The 19,304-nt window shown below is 61.7% G+C and carries 20 protein-coding genes; 9 read left to right on the top strand and 11 right to left on the bottom strand.

Translation table 11 applies throughout. The features are described from left to right. Positions 1–4: 4 nt before the first annotated feature. The 3 genes from QZ964_RS04240 to QZ964_RS04230 form a co-directional block, all read right to left on the bottom strand. Positions 5–568, bottom strand: coding sequence for a DUF3280 domain-containing protein (locus QZ964_RS04240; protein WP_292529105.1), 564 nt, complete (start codon positions 566–568; stop codon positions 5–7). Positions 569–652: 84 nt separating this feature from the next. After that, the gene (locus tag QZ964_RS04235) at positions 653–1,297 is read right to left on the bottom strand and encodes a response regulator transcription factor (RefSeq protein WP_292529104.1); all 645 of its coding nucleotides are present in this window, start codon (positions 1,295–1,297) and stop codon (positions 653–655) included. Then, on the bottom strand, positions 1,294–2,694 hold the full coding sequence (locus QZ964_RS04230; RefSeq protein ID WP_292529102.1) for a histidine kinase: 1,401 nt from the start codon (positions 2,692–2,694) through the stop codon (positions 1,294–1,296). Before QZ964_RS04230 ends, QZ964_RS04235 begins: the two co-directional genes overlap by 4 nt. Before the next feature lie 239 nt (positions 2,695–2,933). On the opposite strand from QZ964_RS04230, the gene QZ964_RS04225 reads away from it, so the two are divergent. The 8 genes from QZ964_RS04225 to QZ964_RS04190 all read left to right on the top strand — a co-directional run bounded on the left by QZ964_RS04225 (position 2,934) and on the right by QZ964_RS04190 (position 10,894). Continuing rightward, positions 2,934–3,833 carry a LysR family transcriptional regulator gene (locus tag QZ964_RS04225; RefSeq protein ID WP_292529100.1) on the top strand — a complete coding sequence of 300 codons (900 nt, stop codon included), beginning with the start codon at positions 2,934–2,936 and terminating at the stop codon, positions 3,831–3,833. 126 nt (positions 3,834–3,959) lie between these two features. Next, entirely contained in the window at positions 3,960–4,433 is a 474-nt protein-coding gene (locus QZ964_RS04220; RefSeq protein WP_292529098.1) for a formate dehydrogenase subunit gamma, read from the top strand. After that, the gene (locus QZ964_RS04215) at positions 4,433–5,983 is read left to right on the top strand and encodes an NADH-quinone oxidoreductase subunit NuoF (protein WP_292529097.1); all 1,551 of its coding nucleotides are present in this window, start codon (positions 4,433–4,435) and stop codon (positions 5,981–5,983) included. The genes QZ964_RS04220 and QZ964_RS04215 overlap by 1 nt, the downstream gene beginning before the upstream one ends. Before the next feature lie 10 nt (positions 5,984–5,993). Further along, positions 5,994–8,873, top strand: coding sequence for a formate dehydrogenase subunit alpha (fdhF, locus tag QZ964_RS04210; RefSeq protein ID WP_292529096.1), 2,880 nt, complete (start codon positions 5,994–5,996; stop codon positions 8,871–8,873). Continuing rightward, complete coding sequence (fdhD, locus tag QZ964_RS04205; RefSeq protein ID WP_292529095.1) at positions 8,870–9,697, top strand: formate dehydrogenase accessory sulfurtransferase FdhD; 828 nt, start codon at positions 8,870–8,872, stop codon at positions 9,695–9,697. The genes fdhF and fdhD overlap by 4 nt, the downstream gene beginning before the upstream one ends. Next, on the top strand, positions 9,687–9,959 hold the full coding sequence (locus QZ964_RS04200) for a formate dehydrogenase subunit delta (RefSeq protein ID WP_292529093.1): 273 nt from the start codon (positions 9,687–9,689) through the stop codon (positions 9,957–9,959). The genes fdhD and QZ964_RS04200 overlap by 11 nt, the downstream gene beginning before the upstream one ends. A 113-nt stretch (positions 9,960–10,072) precedes the next feature. Further along, complete coding sequence (locus QZ964_RS04195; RefSeq protein WP_292529091.1) at positions 10,073–10,588, top strand: YchJ family protein; 516 nt, start codon at positions 10,073–10,075, stop codon at positions 10,586–10,588. 105 nt (positions 10,589–10,693) lie between these two features. Next, a complete protein-coding gene (locus QZ964_RS04190; protein ID WP_292529088.1) occupies positions 10,694–10,894 on the top strand; it encodes a CsbD family protein in 201 nt (66 codons plus the stop codon). A 503-nt stretch (positions 10,895–11,397) separates the two neighbouring features. Here QZ964_RS04190 and QZ964_RS04185 read toward each other — a convergent pair. After that, positions 11,398–11,607: a NepR family anti-sigma factor gene (locus QZ964_RS04185; RefSeq protein ID WP_292529086.1), complete on the bottom strand. Its 210-nt coding sequence runs from the start codon at positions 11,605–11,607 to the stop codon at positions 11,398–11,400. Positions 11,608–11,831: 224 nt separating this feature from the next. On the opposite strand from QZ964_RS04185, the gene QZ964_RS04180 reads away from it, so the two are divergent. After that, complete coding sequence (locus QZ964_RS04180) at positions 11,832–12,638, top strand: Ku protein (protein WP_292529083.1); 807 nt, start codon at positions 11,832–11,834, stop codon at positions 12,636–12,638. Here the strand turns inward: QZ964_RS04180 and ligD are convergent. The 7 genes from ligD to QZ964_RS04145 all read right to left on the bottom strand — a co-directional run bounded on the left by ligD (position 12,635) and on the right by QZ964_RS04145 (position 19,303). Beyond that, positions 12,635–15,196, bottom strand: coding sequence for a DNA ligase D (ligD, locus tag QZ964_RS04175; RefSeq protein WP_292529081.1), 2,562 nt, complete (start codon positions 15,194–15,196; stop codon positions 12,635–12,637). The two genes, QZ964_RS04180 and ligD, sit on opposite strands and share 4 nt — an antisense overlap. A gap of 6 nt (positions 15,197–15,202) precedes the next feature. Beyond that, positions 15,203–16,063: a Ku protein gene (locus QZ964_RS04170; protein ID WP_292529079.1), complete on the bottom strand. Its 861-nt coding sequence runs from the start codon at positions 16,061–16,063 to the stop codon at positions 15,203–15,205. 47 nt (positions 16,064–16,110) lie between these two features. After that, positions 16,111–16,602, bottom strand: a complete 492-nt coding sequence (locus QZ964_RS04165) for a hypothetical protein (RefSeq protein ID WP_292529076.1) — start codon at positions 16,600–16,602, stop codon at positions 16,111–16,113. Positions 16,603–16,617: 15 nt separating this feature from the next. Next, a complete protein-coding gene (locus tag QZ964_RS04160) occupies positions 16,618–16,938 on the bottom strand; it encodes a hypothetical protein (RefSeq protein WP_292529074.1) in 321 nt (106 codons plus the stop codon). A 93-nt stretch (positions 16,939–17,031) separates the two neighbouring features. Then, positions 17,032–18,090 (bottom strand): AI-2E family transporter, encoded by a 1,059-nt coding sequence (locus tag QZ964_RS04155; protein WP_292529072.1) that lies wholly within the window; start codon positions 18,088–18,090, stop codon positions 17,032–17,034. A 104-nt stretch (positions 18,091–18,194) separates the two neighbouring features. Continuing rightward, positions 18,195–18,581, bottom strand: a complete 387-nt coding sequence (locus tag QZ964_RS04150) for a hypothetical protein (RefSeq protein ID WP_292529069.1) — start codon at positions 18,579–18,581, stop codon at positions 18,195–18,197. A gap of 164 nt (positions 18,582–18,745) precedes the next feature. Next, complete coding sequence (locus QZ964_RS04145) at positions 18,746–19,303, bottom strand: carboxymuconolactone decarboxylase (protein ID WP_292529067.1); 558 nt, start codon at positions 19,301–19,303, stop codon at positions 18,746–18,748. Between the last annotated feature and the right edge of the window lies 1 nt (position 19,304).

Here is a 19,304-nt window from a genome sequence, read left to right as displayed (position 1 = left end):
GCCATCACTGCTTTCGGCGTGCGAGCTCCGGCTCGACAAGGCGATATCGGATGAGGAATTTCAGCGCGCGACTCCAGGACTGATCCGTTTCTCCGCGCAGATCGGTTTGCGAAGCATGCGCCAATCGCCCCGTGCGCGCGTCGCGGATGCGAATCTCGAGATTTTGCTCCATCACACTGATTTTGCGAAAGAAGCAGACGAAGGACAGGTCTGCGCCAAGCGCACGGGCGATATCGGCGTCGCAGCCGTTGCATTTGCGCAGCCAGTGGTCCTTGACTCTCTGGTCGGTTGAGGCGCTTCCATCGACGATGTCGAAAAGCCCTGATTGAGCCAGGAGGTCCTGCGCGAGCGCGGTCATTCTTTGCAGTCGGTCGGTTTCCTCGGGGCTCTCTCCGGCGATCGGTCCGCCGGCGGAGAAATCGTCGAGTTCGATGTCGAAGACGGCGAGTTTCAAGCGCTGAATAGATTGCGCCTGAGCCTGCACGCCGCCGATCATTGCCGGGATCAGCGCCATCAAAAGAAAGCGTGTCAGCATTTTGCGCATCGCGAAGCTCCGCTCTTCATTCAAGAATGACGATAGCTCCTTGACGCGCGACCGGCTTCGGACGATCGCCCCAAGCGGATTGGGCAAATTCCCTTTTTTAAAGCGCGATCAGATCGTGGGATCGTCGCCGACGACTCCCGCCCCGATCGCCAACCAGACAAGATGCGCGTCGGTGCGCGCGCCGATCTTGGCCTTGATTTGATAGTGGTAGTTTTGAATCGTTTTCGGACTGAGATTGAGAATCGCGGCGATGTCCTCGGTCGTTCGGCCGGATGCGACAAGCCGCAGGATCTCCGTTTCTCTCGGGCCAAGCTCATCGATGAGCGCGCGACCCGCGCCTAATCGCTCCGCGGCGATCTCGCGCGCGACGTCATCGCTGAGCGCCCGGCCGCCCTTGGCGACGATCGCGACGGCGCGAAGCAGTTCGGCGGCGTCGCTGCTTTTCGTGACGTAGCCCGAGGCGCCGGCTTCAAAGGCTTTGAGCGCAAAAGCCGCGCCGCCATGCATGGTGAAAATCAGTATGCGCGCGTTCTTATCCCATTGCCGAATTTGGCGCACGGCTTCGACGCCGCTCGCGCCCGGCAGAGACAGGTCCATGATGACGGTGTCGGGCGAAACCCGGCGATAGGCCTGGTAGGCGTCTGCGGCGTTGTCGGCTTCGGCGACAATTCTGTAGCCCGGCTGACGCTCGATCAGCCGCCGATATCCCTCGCGCACGATCGGATGGTCGTCGACGAGAAGAATCGTGGTCATGCGAGCGCGAGACCTCTCATCGGCGCGGGTGCGACGGGGATCAGCGGAAGGCGCGCAACGACGCGGACGCCTCGCGCAGCGTCGCTGATCGAGAGACTTCCGCCGAAGGCCGCGATGCGTTCGCGAATCCCGAGAATCCCGTGACCGGAAGAGGCCGCGAGGCGCGATGCGTCGCCGCCGCCATCATCCTCGACCGTCAGCGCGATGACGCTATCCAGGGACGCGGCGCGCTCGATGCACAGGTAAACGTTTTTCGAGTCGCCGTGCCGCATCGCATTGGTCAGACATTCCTGCGCGATGCGAAAAAGATTTGTCGAAATCGCTTGCGGAAGGCCGGCGAGGTCGCCGAGGACTCTGAGATGGACGACGGCCTTTCGCTCGGCCTTCACGTTCCAGCCGGCGGCGAGCTGAACCAGACAGGCTTCCAGTCCGAGCTCCTCAAGGTCTTGCGAACGCAAACGGGCGAGCGCGTCGCGAAGCGTCGTCATCATGCGCTTGGCGACGCGCGCGATCGCGCGCGCGTCCTCCGTGACGCCCGGGTCGATCCTGGCCGCCGCCGTCTCGATGGAGCCGGCGAAGGCGAGGGTCGCCGTCAGGCATTGGCCGAATTCGTCGTGAAGGTCGCGGGCGAGCGCGCGGCGCTCCTCCTCCTGAACTTCGAAAAGCCGTTTCGTGAGCGCGGCGCGCTCCGCCGTGGTTTGCGCCAGCCTTTCCGCCAGATCATTGACGGCGCGCGCAATCAGGCCGAATTCGCCTTTCCGGATGGAGTTGAGCCGGCTGTCGTAATTTCCTTGCTCCAGCTGGCGCAGTCCTTCGACGATGGCGCGCGTCGGCGCCAGGGCATGGACGATGGCGAGGGCGGCGAGCGCGCACATGCAAATCGCCATCGAGGCCGCGACGCTCACGATGATCGAGATTTGACGCCAGGCCTGCCGAATGGCCGCGTCCGGGTCCGCTTTGACAACGATTGCGCCGGTTTCCGGTTGCCGTACGGTTAAAGGGCGAACGATCGGGGCATGCGCGCCAAATACGCGCTGATAGGCGGTAGAAAACCATGCCGGCGCCGCCGCGCCGACGCCCTCCAGCTGACTGCAGAGCGTGCGCGGCTCGTCGCCTGCCGGCGCGTAGCTGACGCAGACGCCGGGCGAGACAAGCTTTAAGGTCGAAAGCGACTCCCAATCCGTACGGGGCAGGATATTGTCGCGCCGCATGCTGCCGCGCCACAAAATGGCGTGCCAGTAGAGATTCTCGAGTTCGTGCGCCACACGCTCGGCAGACGTCGTCGCTTCGGTTTCGATCGCGCGATGAGCGTCGACCATCACCCAGCCCGCCGTCAGCGCGAGACAGACAAGGGTGATGCCGACAAGCTGCAAGACAAGCCTAACGATCAACCGCATTGCTCATTCCCCAGCGAAGACTCGCCGCTCAGTAGATCAGGAATTGGCAGGCGCACCAATGCGCGCCGCGCATTTGTGCGACGCTTGGGCAAATTGCCCGAGCGTCCCAGCCGATTGGAATCGGTTTAAAATATCGGCGCGGCCGCAGCGAATGTGCTAATGTGAAGCTCGCGCGAGCTGTAGAAGCTCCAGCCACGCCGGCGCGTCTTTGCGGTCCGCGCGCCTATGGACTCCGGCTCGTGATCGAAAAGCTTGAATTCCTGATCGCCGTCGCAAAAGAGAAGAGCTTCTCGCGCGCGGCGGAGATTTGCGGCGTCACGCAGCCCACGCTCTCGGCCGGCGTCAAGCAGCTCGAAGATTCGCTCGGGGTGTTGCTTGTCAACCGGTCTTCGCGCTTTCACGGCCTCACGGCCGAAGGCGAGCGCGTGCTCGAGTGGGCGAAGCGAATCGTCGGCGACGCGCGGGCGATGCGCCAGGAAGTCCGCACGCTCAAGGAAGGCCTCGCCGGCCAGTTGAAGATTGCGGTCATACCGACGGCGCTCGGCATCGTCTCGTCGTTGACCACGCCCTATCGCGAGAAGCACCCCGGCGTTCGTTTTTCGGTGATTTCCGCCTCGTCGAGCGAAGTGCTGACGATGCTCGACAATCTAGAGATCGACGCGGGCATTACCTATCTCGACAATGAACCGCTCGGCCGCGTGCGCACGGTGCCTCTGTGTTCGGAGCGCTACCGTCTGTTGACCTTCGCGGACAAGCCGCTCGGCGACCGCGAACGCGTGACATGGGCCGAGATCGGCCGCATCGACCTGTGCTTGCTGACGCCAGATATGCAGAACCGTCGCATCGTCGAGCAGCTCATTCGCAAGGGCGGCGCAGAACCGGTCCCGGCGCTGGAGTCGAACAGCGTCATCCTGCTGTTCGATCATGTGAAAACCGGGCGCTGGGCGACCGTGCTGCCGGAAAAGCTCGCCAAAACGTTGGGTGTCGCGCCGCCCCTTCGCTCGATACCGATCGTCGAGCCGGAAGCGGTGCACGAAATTGGCCTCGTCGCTCCTCAGCGCGAACCGGTGATCCCATTGGTCGCGGCGCTGGTCGCAGAGGCCAAGAAGCTCGCCGGGAGCCAAGCTCTTGCAGATTGATAGGTTTGTCCTATCGCGTAACGAAGGGTGGCTATTGATCGCGCCATAGATTTCCGGCACTGTCCTCGGAACTAATCCAAAAAGGAGCGGCCGTTAAGCGCAACGCTCTGGACTGAAAGGGAAGAAATGGCTGGCGCTGCTCAATATAGCGACGAGCGCGCGCGGGAGATCATCGCCGCCCATATGGGTCTTGAGGGGCCCGCGATGCCCATTCTGCACGCGATCCAAGAAGAATTCGGTTATGTGCCAGACGCCGCCGTAAGACAAATGGCCGAGGCGCTCAATATTTCTCGCGCCGAAATGCATGGGGTCGTCACCTTTTACCACGACTTCCGCCGCGCGCCGCACGGCCGCCACACGCTCAAGATTTGCCGGGCCGAATCGTGCCAATCAATGGGAGCGGAACGGCAGGCGCGGGCGTTCCTCGACAAGTTGAAGCTCGACTGGGGCGGAACGACGCCGGATGGCGCTCTAACGGTCGAGCCGATTTATTGCCTGGGCTTGTGCGCGCATAGTCCTTCAGCGCTCTATGACGGCGAGCCGATCGGCTGCGTCGACGCTGAAAGGCTCGACGAAATCGCCGCGGAGGCCCGGGACTGATGGCGAAGCTATATATCCCGCTGGACATGGCCGCCGTCGCGATGGGCGCCGACAAACTGGCCGCCGCCGTCGCGCAAGAGGCCGCAGCCCGCGGCGAAAAGATCGAGATCGTGAGAAACGGCTCGCGTGGAATGCTCTGGCTCGAACCCCTGATCGAGGTGGAGACTCCCGCGGGCCGTGTCGGTTATGGGCCGGCCAAGGTCAAGGATGTCGCGTCGCTGTTCGACGCCGGGTTCCTCGCCGGCGGCGCGCATCGGCTGAGCATTGGGATCGTCGACGAACATCCCTGGATGAAGAAGCAGAACCGCGTCACCTTCGTGCGCTGCGGCGTGATCGATCCGCTGTCGGTCGCCGAATATGAGGCGCATGACGGCTTCAAGGGTCTCAAGCGCGCCTTCGAGGTCGGGCCCGCGGCGGTCGTCGAGGAAGTCACCAAGTCAGGCCTGCGCGGTCGCGGCGGCGCGGGATTTCCGACCGGCATCAAATGGAAGACGGTGGCCGACTGTCCGCCTGGCCAAAAATATGTGGTCGTCAACGCCGACGAAGGCGATTCCGGCACCTTCGCCGACCGCATGATCATGGAGGGCGATCCGCTCTCGCTGATCGAAGGCATGCTCATTTGCGGATACGCCGTCGGCGCCTCCAAGGGCTATGTCTATCTGCGTTCCGAATATCCGATCGTGGCCAAGGTCTTTCAGTCGGCGATCGAGAAGGCGCTTGAGGCGGGTTGGCTCGGCGCCAACATCAAGGGCTCCGGTTTTGACTTTGACGTCGAGCTGCGCATCGGCGCCGGCGCCTATGTCTGCGGCGAGGAGACCTCGCTGCTCGAATCTCTTGAGGGCAAGCGCGGCATCGTGCGCGCCAAGCCGCCGCTGCCGGCCCATGTCGGTCTGTTCGGCAAGCCCACGGTCATCAACAACGTGCTGTCCATGGCGACCATACCGATGATCATGGAGAAGGGCGCGAAGCACTATGCCGATCTCGGCGTCGGCCGCTCGCGCGGCACGATGCCGCTGCAGATCGCCGGGAACGTAAAATATGGCGGTCTCTTCGAGACGGATTTCGGGATTCCGCTCGGAACGGTCGTCAACGAGATCGCCGGCGGCACCCGCTCGGGTCGTCCCGTCCGCGCGGTTCAGGTCGGAGGCCCGCTGGGGGCCTATGTGCCCGTCTCGCTTTTCGACCTTCCGATCGACTACGAAGCGTTCGCCGCCAAGGACAGCCTGATCGGCCATGGCGGCCTCGTGGTGTTCGACGACACCGTCGACATGTCCTGGATGGCGCGCTTCGGCATGGAGTTCTGCGCCATCGAAAGCTGCGGCAAATGCACGCCGTGCAGGCTCGGCTCGACGCGGGGCGTCGAAACGATCGACAAGATTCGCAGCGGCCAGGACATCGACGCGAATATCGATCTTCTCAAAGATCTCTGCCATACGATGAAGTTTGGCTCGCTCTGTGCATTGGGCGGCTTTGCGCCCTATCCCGTAGAGAGCGCGCTTCGCCATTTTCCCGAGGACTTCCGCAAGCCGGCCCTTGAAGCCGCCGAGTGAGGTAGCCGCCATGACGCTCATCAAGGAAATCGATTTCGGCACACCCGAGTCAAAAGCCGAGAAGCTTGTTACGCTGACAATTGACGGCACGACTGTCACGGTGCCGGAGGGCACGTCGATCATGCGTGCGGCGATGGAGATCGGCACCGAAATCCCCAAGCTCTGCGCCACCGACAGCATCAACGCTTTCGGCTCGTGCCGGCTATGCGTCATCGAGGTCGAAGGGCGCAACGGGACGCCGGCCTCCTGCACCACGCCGGTTGCGCAGGGCATCTCCGTCAAGACGCAGACTCCACGCCTCGCCGCCATTCGTCGCGGCGTGATGGAACTCTATATTTCCGACCATCCGCTCGACTGTCTGACCTGCGCCGCCAACGGCGATTGCGAGCTGCAGGATATGGCCGGCGCGGTGGGGCTGCGCGACGTGCGCTACGGCTATGACGGCGCCAATCACGTTTTCGCGCGCAACAATGGCGAAGTGAATTTCGATTGGAAGCCGAAAGATGAATCCAATCCGTATTTTTCCTACGATCCCTCGAAGTGCATCGTTTGTAACCGCTGCGTGCGCGCCTGCGAGGAAGTGCAGGGCACCTTTGCGCTGACGATTTCCGGCCGCGGCTTCGGCTCGCGCGTCTCGCCCAGCATGGACGAAGCCTTCATGGAGTCGGAATGCGTGTCCTGCGGCGCTTGCGTGCAGGCCTGTCCGACTGCGACGCTGATCGAAAAGTCCGTGATCGCCATCGGCCAGCCCGAGCATTCCGCGGTCACCACCTGCGCCTATTGCGGGGTCGGCTGTACGTTCAAGGCGGAGATGCGCGGCGAGGAAGTTGTCCGCATGGTGCCCTGGAAGGACGGCAAGGCCAACCACGGCCACAGCTGCGTCAAGGGCCGCTTCGCCTATGGCTACGCCCATCACGGCGACCGCATTCTCAATCCGATGATCCGCGAGACGATCGCCGAGCCGTGGCGCGAAGTCTCCTGGGAGGAGGCGATCGCTTTCGCCGCCGACCGGTTGAAGGCGACGCAGGAGAAATACGGCAAGAACTCTGTCGGCGTCATCACCTCGTCGCGTTGCACCAATGAGGAAAGTTACCTCGTCCAGAAGCTGGCGCGTCAAGGCTTTAAGAACAACAACACCGACACCTGCGCGCGGGTCTGCCATTCGCCGACCGGCTACGGCCTGGCGCAGGCCTTCGGCACTTCTGCCGGCACGCAGGATTTCGATTCGGTCGACGACGCCGACGTCATTCTGGTAATGGGCGCCAATCCGACCGACGCCCATCCGGTGTTCGGCTCGCGCATGAAAAAGCGCCTGCGCGAAGGCGCCAAACTCATCGTCATCGACCCGCGCCGCATCGACCTCGTGCGCTCGCCGCATGTCACGGCGGACTATCACCTGCCGCTCAAGCCCGGCACCAATGTCGCCATGGTCACGGCGCTGGCGCATGTGATCGTGACAGAAGGGCTCGTCAATCTCGAGTTCGTGAAGGCGCGCTGCGACTGGGACGAATATCAGGATTGGGCGGCGTTCGTGGCCCAGCCGCAATACAGCCCGGAAGCGCTCGAAACAACGCTGGGCGTGCCGGCGGCTGACGTGCGCGCGGCTGCGCGTCTCTACGCGACCGGCGGGAACGGGGCGATCTATTATGGCCTTGGCGTCACCGAGCATAGCCAAGGTTCGACGACGGTCATGGGCATCGCCAATCTCGCCATGGCCACCGGCAATCTCGGTCGCCGCGGCGTCGGCGTGAACCCGCTGCGCGGCCAGAACAATGTGCAGGGCTCCTGCGACATGGGCTCGTTCCCGCACGAGCTGCCGGGCTATCGCCACATCTCCAACGAAGCGGCCCGCCAGGCGTTCGAGAAGGATTGGGGCGTTTCCCTCGATCCCGAGCCAGGCCTGCGCATCCCCAACATGTTCGACGCGGCGATCGAAGGCAGCTTCAAGGGACTTTATGTCCAGGGCGAGGACATTCTGCAGTCCGACCCCGATACGAGCCATGTGTCGCGCGCGCTCGCAAATATGGACATCGTCATCGTTCAGGATCTCTTCCTGGTCGAGACGGCCAACTATGCGCATGTCTTCCTGCCGGGCGCGACCTTCCTCGAAAAGGACGGCACCTTCACCAACGCCGAGCGTCGCATCCAGCGCGTCACCAAGGTGATGCGGCCCAAGAACGGCTATGCGGACTGGGAAGTCACGCAGCTTCTCGCCAACAAGATGGGTCTCAACTGGAACTACGCGCACGCCAGCGAGATCATGGACGAGATCGCGCGCCTGACGCCTTCCTTCGCGGGCGTGTCGTTCAAGCGGCTCGATGAGGACGGCTCCGTGCAGTGGCCCTGCAATGAGAACTCGCCGCACGGCATGCCGATCATGCACATAGACGGCTTCGCGCGCGGCAAGGGCAAATTCGTCATCACCGAATATGTTCCGACCGACGAGAAAGTCGGGCCGCGGTTCCCGCTGCTGCTCACGACCGGCCGCATCCTGTCGCAATATAATGTCGGCGCGCAGACGCGGCGCACCGAGAATTCGCAGTGGCATCCTGAGGACGTTCTCGAGATTCATCCGCATGACGCGGAGGATCGCGGCGTGCGTGACGGCGATTGGGTGAGGGTGGCGAGCCGCGCCGGCGAGACGACGCTGCGCGCCAAAATTACGGATCGCGTCGCGCCGGGCGTCGTCTATACGACGTTCCATCATCCGGTCACCCAGGCGAATGTGGTCACGACCGACAATTCGGACTGGGCGACCAACTGTCCGGAATACAAGGTTACGGCTGTGCAAGTCGCGACCACGAATGGGCCGACCGATTGGCAACATCAGTATCGCGAGTTGACCGAGCAGAGCCGTCGCATCGCGAGCACGATAGACGCGGCGGAATGATAGAAACGCCGTCGCCGACTCTTCGGGTAGAATGCCTGGCGCGCCGTCACGATGTGACGGCGCGTTCTTCTCGCGTCATCCCCGAGGAGACGCCGATCGCTTTTACCTTCGGCGGCTCCACGCACGCGGTGATGATGGCGACGCCGGCGGACTTAGAAGATTTCGCGATCGGCTTCGCGCTCACCGAGGGGCTGATCGACTCGCCGGAGCAGGCGGGCGACGTCGAGATTGTCGTTTCCGATGCCGGCATTGAGCTGCGCGCCTGGCTCAAGGGCGGGCGGCAGGAAGCCTATGCCGAACGTCGCCGCTCGATGGCGGGACCGACGGGCTGCGGTCTCTGCGGCATTGAGAGTCTTGAAGCAGCGACGCGCGTTCTGCCGACGCTCGATAATGCTCTATCGGTGCGCGCCGACGCTTTGATCGAAGCGATGGAGCGTCTTCCCGCCGCTCAGAATTACAATCAGGAGACTCGCGCGATTCACGCCGCGGCCTTCTGGAACCCGTCCTCCGGCGCGCTGATCGCGCGCGAAGACGTCGGTCGCCACAACGCCCTCGACAAGCTCGCCGGCGCGCTGACGCGTCAAGCGATCGCCGCGACGCAAGGCGTGGTGCTGATGACGAGCCGCGTTTCAGTCGAACTCGTGCAGAAGGCGGCGCGTATGGGCTCGCCGATCATCGCCGCCGTCTCGGCGCCGACCGCGCTCGCGGTGCGCAATGCGCAGCACTGCGGCATGACGCTCGTTGCGGTCATGCGCGGCCGCGACTTCGAAATCTTCACCCATCCAGGACGCATCCTCGAACAGGTTTCCGCACATGTCGCATGACTCGGTCGACAAGCTCGTCAAAATGGCCAACCAGATCGGCAAGTTCTTCGTGGCTCAGAAACATCCCGAAGGCGTCGCGAGCATGACGGATCACTTGAAGAAGTTCTGGGACCCGCGCATGCGCAACGCGATCGTGGCTCATGTCGATCACGGCGGCGCCGGTCTCGACCCGATCGCAATCGAGGCGGTCAAGCGTCTCAGACATCGCGCCGGCGCCGCCGAGTCGGAGTTACGTCCCGGCGAGGGCGGCTCCGACGGCTAACGAACGCGGCTTCCACGTGCCATGTCGCAAAAACGTTGGACGACAGCGCTGTCGTCGCATAGGTCTGAGGCCTTGGCGCAGCGACGCGCGACAATTCTTACGCCGACTGAGCAATGACCGACCAGACCTGTCCCTGCCGTGCGATGGAGGCGCAACAGCTCGCCTATTCGGCCTGCTGCGCGCGTTACATCGAAGAGAGACTGCCGGCGCCGAGCGCCGAAGCGCTGATGCGCTCGCGCTACACCGCCTTCGCCATCGGCGACATCGATTACCTTGTCGATTCATTGGCGCCGGAGTCGCGTCACGACTTCGACCGTAAAGCGATCACGCACTGGTCGCGCAGTTCGCAATGGCTCGGACTTGAGATCCTGTCGACGGAACAGGGGCCGACAGGCGATGAAACCGGCTACGTGGAGTTCGTCGCGCATTTCACCAGTGAAGGCGAACGCTATTCGCATCGGGAGCGCTCGCTGTTTCGACACGACGCGCAGGATGGACGCTGGTATTTTCTTGAAGAGGCCAATCGCAAGAACGCGCCACTCGTGAAGGGCAAGCAGGCGGGCCGTAACGATCCATGTCCCTGCGGTTCCGGCAAGAAATTCAAGAAGTGCTGCGGCGCAGCCGCTTGACCAGCAATTAGCCCTCGCACATTCGCGTCGCTCCAAGGTCGGAACAAAGCGGCTCCGCCCGCGTTTTGTCGCCGTCGAACACTTCTTGACCTTGGGAGCATGGCGATGGATTGGAATCGTGTAGAAGGCAACTGGAAACAGTTCAAGGGCAAGGTGCGCGAGAAGTGGGCCGAGCTGACGGATGACGATCTCGCGCGCCTGGACGGGAAGCGCGAGCAGTTCGAAGGCCTTCTTCAAGAACGCTACGGCGAAGGCCGGGATCGCATCCGCGAAGAGGTCGACACCTGGCTGAAGACGCTGAACTAGTTTGAGCTTCAGCGCGTCGCAGCCTTAGGCGCGAGGCGGCCCTCGCGCGCCTCGACCCGCCCGAACCTTAGGTTCGGGCTTTTTTCGGCGCGCTTTCACCACCTTCTGGCCAAGTGAGCTCAGAATGGTGCTTTGCCGTCATTTCTGGAACATTTTAAAAAAGGGAGAGTTGTTTCCTTATCCGTCTCCGTTGAAAGGAGAGCCGAAATGAGTTCGAAGCCAAAGCATGGAGTGGACTGGAGACAGCTTATTCTCGAAGCATCCAGCGCCGTCGCCAGAATGCTATTTGTTACGCAGCACGAAGCGCCGCGCGAGCGTCCTATTTTTGTTCGCGAACCGCGACAAGCGGAGATCGAACATTGGCTGCGCAGTCGAAAATGACTCGTTCGATAATTGAACTTTGGTGATTGCCTGTTGTGAAGACAGGCAATCATTTTTTGTTGTGTTGATGGTTTCATTCTCATCTGCGCCCGCGAGTTTGATCAAACGCGTCACCACCTCATCTAACCGGCTGGTGAACGAGAAAGTTGCGCAAGCAAACTGCGCAAAGAATCAGGAATCGGCTCCGAGACGCTGGTCTCGTAAAAACGTCGCAGTTCGGCAGTCAGTTGCGCATTGAGCCCAAGATACGACAGCTTGGACGCCGCGTCGCAGCCTCCCGCATCCATCCTCCGCAGATCTCTCTGGGTTTCTTTTCTAGCCTTTTTGTTCATTTTGCAGCCTTGGATAGCGGTCGGATATGGGAGCCGCCCGCTTCAATAACAACAGCGCCCACGCAGCCCTTTTGCTTGAATTCAACAATATGCGAGTCGCCAACGTTCCCGCGAAGAGCGAAAAGGTTGTTCTTAGTTCTTCAGTTCTGACCGCTTGGGCGCAAGCGGAACGATGGGCTCGATAGCGCGTTATTGGAGAACTCCCTGCTCTAGAGGGACCTGCGGTGGCGCCACGATCATTCTGGAAGGGCTATTTGAAGCTTTCGCTCGTGACTTGCCCGGTCGCGATGACGCCGGCGGCCACGGAAGGCGAAAAGGTTCGATTCCACATCCTTAATCGAGACACCGGCAACCGCGTCGTCAGCCAATATGTCGACTCGGTCACTGGCGGGCCGATTGGCGAAGACGATGCGGTGAAGGGCTATCCGCGCGGCGAAAATGATTACGTGCTCCTTGAAGATGAAGAACTCGACGCTCTCAGCCTCGAAAGCACACGAACCATCGATATTAATACTTTCGCTCCGGCGGCGAGCGTTGACTGGATATGGTTCGACAAGCCCCACTATCTCGTTCCTGACGATCCGGTCGGCGTCGAGGCGTTTTCCGTCATTCGCGACGCGATGAAGGCGACGAATACGGTTGGCCTGTCGCGACTCGTCATGTATCGGCGCGAGCGCGCGGTGATGGTCGAGCCGCGCGATAGGGGTTTGGTGTTATGGACGTTACGCTTTGCCGACGAAGTGCGCGATCCTAAAGACTATCTCGACAACATCCGCGCCGAGACGCCAAATGCGAAAGCGCTCGACCTGATTTCGAAATTGATCGAGGAGCGCAAGACTCATTGGAGTCCTTCGATGGCTCATGATCCCGTTCAAGACCAGCTGCTCGACATCATTTCCGGAAAAAGGAAGGAGCGCAAACCCGCGCGCGGCATGAAGCCGGCCCCGGCGCGCCAGAACAATGTCGTCAATATCGTGGATGCGTTGCGCAAGAGCATCGATGCGGAAAAGCGCGGCTCCAAAGGTCGCTAAGAGGCTTTCTTTTTCCTGCGGGGTTTCGGCGATTCGATCGGCGCCGCCGCGCGTCGAAAGTCCGCCCAGGGATCGGCCTGCAAAGAATCAAGGCGCGCCAGAGTTTTGGCGATCGTGAAATAATCCGGTCCGATGGCGGGACTGAGTTCGTCCCAGGCGAGCGGCATCGATACGGCCGCCCCGGGGCGGGCGCGCGTCGAGTAGGGCGCGACAGCCGTCGACCCCCGCTGATTGCGCAGATAGTCGACGAGTATTTTTCCCCGCCGCTTCGATTTCGTGATCGTCGCAACGTATTTGTCGGGACTGTCACTCGCCATGGCGTCGGCGACGCTTTTAGTGAACGCCTTCACTTCCGGCCATTCGGCTTTGGGATGCACCGGCGCCAGCACATGCAACCCTTTCCCGCCCGAGGTCTTCACGAATGCGCTAAGCCCCAAGTCTTGCAGTCGGTCCCGCGTTTCTTCCGCCGCCGCAATGACGGTCTCCCACGCGACTTGCTCACCGGGATCGAGATCCATGATGATGACGTCAGGACGCTCCCAGTCTGACGCCGTCGATCCCCAGGGGTGAATTTCCAAGGCGGCGGCCTGAACCAGCGCGATCAGCCCGCTGAGGTCCTTGATGCTGAGCAAGGGCTCTTCTTCTTTTTCCTTCGGGTCGTCGATCAGCACAATGTTTGGATCGATGCCTTTCCATGCGTGCTTCTGGAAGAATTTTTCTCCGTCCACGCCGTTTGGGCAGCGCAGCAGCGCCAGCGGGCGTTTGACGATGAAGGGCGCGATATAGCGCCATACTTCAGAGTAGTAATCCGCGAGGCCTTGCTTCGTTACGCCCTGATCGGGCCAATAGAGCCGATCGGGATGGGTGAGCGTCACGGCGCGTTTCTCCGTTCTTGCCGCTGCGGGGCGCTCAGCCGGCGGCGTACTTTCGCGAACGACGTCGCGCGCGGCCTTGTCTTCTCGAAGGCCGCGAAAGGAAGCATGGCGAAGAACTTGGTCGGCCGTCCAGCCGCGAAATTCCACCTCAGCCACCAGTTCGGGACGCACATAGTGCACATTGCGCGCGGCCTCGGCGCTAAGGCGCGCGCCGAACGGGCTTGAGGATGTTCGTATCGGATCGAGCTTGGTGAAAAGTTCATGCGCCATGTCGGCGGTAAATCCCGTCCCGACGCGGCCGACATGGCAAAGAACCCCATTCTGATAAACGCCGAGCATGAGGGCACCAATCGCGCGTCGCGACACTGTTGACGGCGTATAGCCGGCGACCACGAACTCCTGCCGTGCGAAACATTTGGCCTTCACCCAGCTCTTTACGCGCCCCGAGCGATAGGGCGAATCCCGCAGCTTCGACACCACGCCTTCGAGGCCAAGCCGACAGGCATGCGACAGCACAACCGCGCCGCTATCTTGAAAGTGGAGGCTCAGGCGAACTTTGTCTCCGCCCGCGTCGCGGAGCAGCTTTTCCAGCAGGCCCTTCCGTTCGAGCAAGCTCGCTCCGCGCAGGTCGTAGCCGTCGAGGTAAAGAAGATCGAACACCCAATAGACGAAGCGATCGGTGCGCCCCGCGCTCAAATCCGCCTGAAGCGCGGAGAAATCCGATGCGCCTGCACTCGTCTCCACAACCATTTCACCGTCGATAAGCGCGGAACCGAGCGGCAGAGCGCGCAGCGCTGCGACCACCTCGTCGCCAAACTTCTTCGTCCAGTCGAGCCCGCCACGCGAGAGCAGCCGCACGCGTCCCGCCTCAATGCGCGCCTGCAGCCGATAGCCGTCGAATTTGATTTCGTGAATCCATTCCTTGCTTGCCGGCGCGGCGCCAGCGCTGGCCTGCATCGGCTCAACAAAGTTTGGCGGCTTAGCTTTCTTTGCGCCTTTCACGCGCGAGAGGTCCAGGTTCGGCGCAGGCGCCGCCGCCTCGGTGGAGCTCTTCTTGTCCAATGGGGATGCCACGCTCTGCTTTGGCGCCGCGCTTTTCTCGGAGCGCCCCGGGGGTTTGCCCTCTGCGACATCGCCGATCGTGCGCCCAGTGTCGACCGAGCGCGGCATCTCGTCGAGGATGTCCTCGTCTTCAGGCGTTCGCGCAAAATCGTCTTCGCTTTTGATGAGTAGCCAATTGTCGTGCTTCTCGCGCGGCTTTCGCGCCATTCGCACGAGATGCCAGCGGCCCCCGAGCTTCTTGCCGCGAAATTCGAAATCGAGATGGCCCTTGGCGTAGCCCTTGTGCGGATCGCCCTCCGGAATCCAGACGCCTTTGTCCCACACGATCACTTCCCCGGCACCATATTGGCCTGCGGGAATGACGCCTTCAAAATCCCGATAGTCGAGAGGGTGGTCCTCGACGTGAACCGCAAGGCGCTTTTCGCCAGGCACGAGGCTTGGACCTCGGGTGACCGCCCAGCTTTTCAAAACACCGTCCATCTCGAGGCGAAGATCGTAATGCAGCCGCCGCGCGGAATGTTTCTGGATGACAAAGCGATTGCCCGTCTTTGGAGCGCCGCGTCCCTGCGGCTCGCGGGTCGCCGAAAAATCACGCTTCTTGCGATAATCGGCGAGCGACATACGCGGTCAGCTCGCTTTGCGCCGCGCGGCGGCTGTTTTCGCCTTGCGCGCCGGCGCCGCCCGCTTCTTGGTCGCGGGCTTTTCGCGCCGCTCCGACATCGCCGCGCTCTCGCGTAGCGCGTCGAGCAGATTGACGACCTTTGCTTCTCGCGCCTTGCGCGGCGGCGCAATCGGCTTGCCTTCGAGCTTCGCCTTCACGAATTCGGCGAGAGCCTGCTCATAGCGGTCTTGGAACGTCGACGGATCGAAGGTTCCTTTCTTCGTGTCGATAATATGCTTGGCGAGCCGAAGCATCTCGCCTTCAATCTTGATCTCGGGAATTTCGTCAAACGCCTGCTGCGCGGCGCGCACCTTATAGTCGAAATTCAATGTGATCGCGAAAAGTCCGTCGCCGTGGGGACTGATCAGAACATTGCGCGCGCGCCTGAAGAGCGTCGCTTTGGCGATCGCCGCAACCTTGTTCTTGCGCAGGCCTTCACGTATCAGCACGAAGAGTTCGCTCGCGTCGCTCTGCGATGGGGAGAGATAGTACGGCTTGTCGAAATAGATCGTGTCGATCTCGGCCCAATCCAAGAAAGCCTCGATCGTCAGCGTCTTGTCGCTTTGTGGCCTGGCCTGCGCGATCTCCTCCGGCTCGAGAACGACATTTTCGTTCTTATCGACCTCGTAGCCTTTCACTTGATCGCCGGGCTCTACCGGTTCGCCCGTCTCGCTGTCGACAAAGCTCCGCCTTACGCGATGGCCCGTCTCACGGTTAATCGTATGGAATGCAATTCTGTCTGATGTCGAAGTCGCGGAATAGAGCGCCACCGGACAGGTGAGCTCAGCGAGCTTGAGAGAGCCTTTCCAATTCGCTCTCGGGAGCACAACACATACCTCTTACGCTCGCGCGGCCATCGGCCGCCGCTGTCGCATTAGGCTTCCGGGGCCTTTGTTCTGTCAAGCTTTTCTGCAAGTTTCGACGCGACCATCAAGCCCAGCGCGGCGCCAATGATCAGATGAAGATGAGGCCCGACCCGTTCAGCGAGAGCCTTGGCGGCGACCGGCGCGAGCGCCCCGACCGACTTCACCATGTCGCTGTCCGGCCTTAGCAACTGATCAGCAAGCGACAGGACCGAGAAGCTCTTGGTTTCGAGTTCGGCTGCCGCAGGTTGAGTTTCGGCCATGCCGACTTGCCGACTCGCCGTCGCGACATAAACGAGGATGGCGGCGACAAGAAAGGCCCCGGCGATGACAAGATTTCCGCCGATCTCGCCCCAGGTCGCCGTCGCGTAGGCATGGGCGGCGGCGCTGGCAAAGCCGAGCGCGGATAAAGCGAGGACGAGAACGATCGTAAAGCGCCACGCCCCGCGCGTCGCGTTCCCGATGGAGTCGTCAACCCGGCGGAATATCGCATCCAGGAACATGGTCGTACCCCAAGGTCAGCCGCGGCCCTTCCACATTGCGCCGATCAAAAATCCGCCGGCGACTGCGAGCAGCAGCGCGGTGATAGGTTGCTCCCGTACCGTGTCTTCCACCGTCGCCTTGAGGCCTTCGGTCGCGTCTCTCGCTTTCTCTGCTACGTCACGCGACTGCTGCGCTACTGTCGTCAGCGCCGCGTCGGCGTTGTTTATTGTCTCTTCCACTTTGGCGTTCACGTCTTCCGCGAAAGAGTTCGCCCTGGCGGCGGCATTGGCGGACGCCTTGGCAATGGCGTCCTGCGCCTCCTGGACCTTGTTCGTGACTTGCGATGCTACGCTCATGTCCTCTTCTCCCTGTTACCGCCCTGCTGGTCGTCTACTGAACTTGCGGAGCGTTTGATTGTTCCTCCGAAAGCTGCGCTTTCGCTCGCGCTTCTATTCCGGAAGATTGATCTCGTGCTGCGGGAACAAATGGCTGAGCGTGATCGTGCCGGCGATGAGCAGAGGCGTCGCGAGGATTGCGCCGACGGGTCCCCAGAGCCACGTCCAGAAGACAAGCGCCAGGAAAACTACGCCGGGATTTAACGTCAGTCGCCTGCCGATGACGTTGGGCGTCACGACATAGGCTTCCAACGTATCCGCGACCACCATGATCAGCGGCGCCGCCAGCGCATGCGAAATCGAACCAAATGTAGCGAAACCCACGAGAAATAGCGCCGCATACATCGCCAGCGGACCCACGTAGGGGATGAATTCGAGAGCGAAGGCGATAAGCCCCCAAAGCAGGGGATGTGGCAGACCCACTGCAAATGCGGCCGCCACCACGATCAGCGCCAGCGCCAGATTGATGGCGGCGATCACTGCAATATAGCTCTTGAGATCGCGTTCGATATTATTGAGGAGGCGCAGCGTGCGCAGCCGGGCCTCCTTCTCCTCGAAGAAGAATATGAGGTAACGGCGCAGCTCTTCTCTTCCGGAGAGGAGAAAGAACAAGGCGGCAAGAAACACGATGAGCTCGCCGACCGTGGGGGTGAGAAAATTCATCGTGGACTGCAAGATTGCGGCGGCGTCAAAAGGGCCGCCGCCGTCGCTCCGGGCGAAAGTGCTCTGCAGCCGCTCCAGCGAAAATGCCGGACCGAAAGCCGATCGCAGCTTGTCGCTGAAGGAGGCCAATAACTCGGGCGCCCGACCGACCCAGTCAACGGCGATGGCCGAGCCCTCGACAATGGCGGCATGAATAATAAACAGTGCGCCGAAGACGACTGCGCATGCAAATATGCTCATCGGCAGCCCCCATCGCCGCATGGCGCTCGCCCAGGGACCGAGCATGAAGGCAAGCACGCTAGCCGAAACGATCGGCACCAAGAGACTTCGTGCGGCGCTCAATGCGACGCCGAGCATCAGCACAAAAATGCCGATGATCGCCCAAGCAGAAATTTTCTGCAGATCGAGCGAGGGTTCCTGCGACTGATCTTCAAGCGTCTGTGTCTGCAAGGCGAGCACCGGGGAAGCGCGGCAATTGGGCTGGGACGTAACTCAGCGGGAACAGCCAATGTTCCACTGCTGCCGCGCCGACCTCGGATCAGATTGCGTCGTTGCTACAGCCCCGGAAAGACATCCTTCCCATCTTCGGTGAGCTTCGCCTCGCCAATCGATTTTTGGAATTCGCCGACGACGATCTGCGCCAAGCCGGAGAACGTGAGATCGGGCGACTGCGTGACCATGCCGAGGGTCAATTTGGTCTTGCCCATGGCCTGATTGGCGAGGCCGCGCACTTGGTCGGCGGCGGCGGACTGCGCGATGTTGTCGAGAGTCTCGCGCATCGATTCCTTTGCTTGGGCGACCGAGTAGCGCGCCCGCGCCGGCGGCTCGATCGTCACGGGTTTTTCTTGGGACGGCGGCGATAAATTCAAGACGCCGCCGTTGCTGCATCCTTCGGAGGCGCAGATCGGACCGTCGCCGTCAGTCTCAGTCAAAGCAACCATTGACGCTATTCTCCAAAAGCTCAATTCCACCGACCGGCGGCGCCGGTCGCCAGGATAAAAACCGACGGGAGAGTTCTATGTTCCGAACGGCGCGCAATTTGCGCAGCTTGAGTCTCGGCGCGAGAAAAAGAGAGAGCCTAGCGAAGGGGAAAAAGAATTGCCGCTCACTCGAATGGCTCTTCCACGCCTGGCGGCAATGCGACGTTGAAGCCTTGGTTGATTCCCGAAAACATCTGGTAAAAGCCCGACAAAACCACAAGTTCGACGAACCCTTCGACGCCGAATATGTCGATGGCGTCGTCTTGAACGCGCTGCGGAATGTTTCGCCAGGACAATGTCGACTCGAGCACTTTTGAGACGACGTCATAAGGCGTAGCGGCAACCGCGCCCACATCCTCGCCCCGCTGCAGCGCGCCAATGAGCGACGATGGGACGCCGGCCGCTTCGGCGTGCTGAATGTGGTCGACCCATTCGAAGCCCGCGCCGGTCCGGCGCGCGACGAACAGAACGACGAATTGATAAACCTCGCGCGGCAGATGGCCTTGGAACTTCAGGTAATAGCCAAGAGCTTCGATCTTCTCGCAAAGCTGCGGATGGTTCATCAGGGCGGCGTAGGGGCCGCCGAAGCCTGCGCCTTGCGCTTTTCGCCGCTCCGCCATGCGCTCGTAGAGCGCGTGATCGACCGGCGACAGCGTTGAAGGATCGAAGGGCAACTCGGCCATC

The organism is Methylocystis sp. (assembly GCF_021731785.1).
GTDB lineage: Bacteria > Pseudomonadota > Alphaproteobacteria > Rhizobiales > Beijerinckiaceae > Methylocystis.
This window is presented reverse-complemented; position numbering and strand designations above follow the sequence as displayed.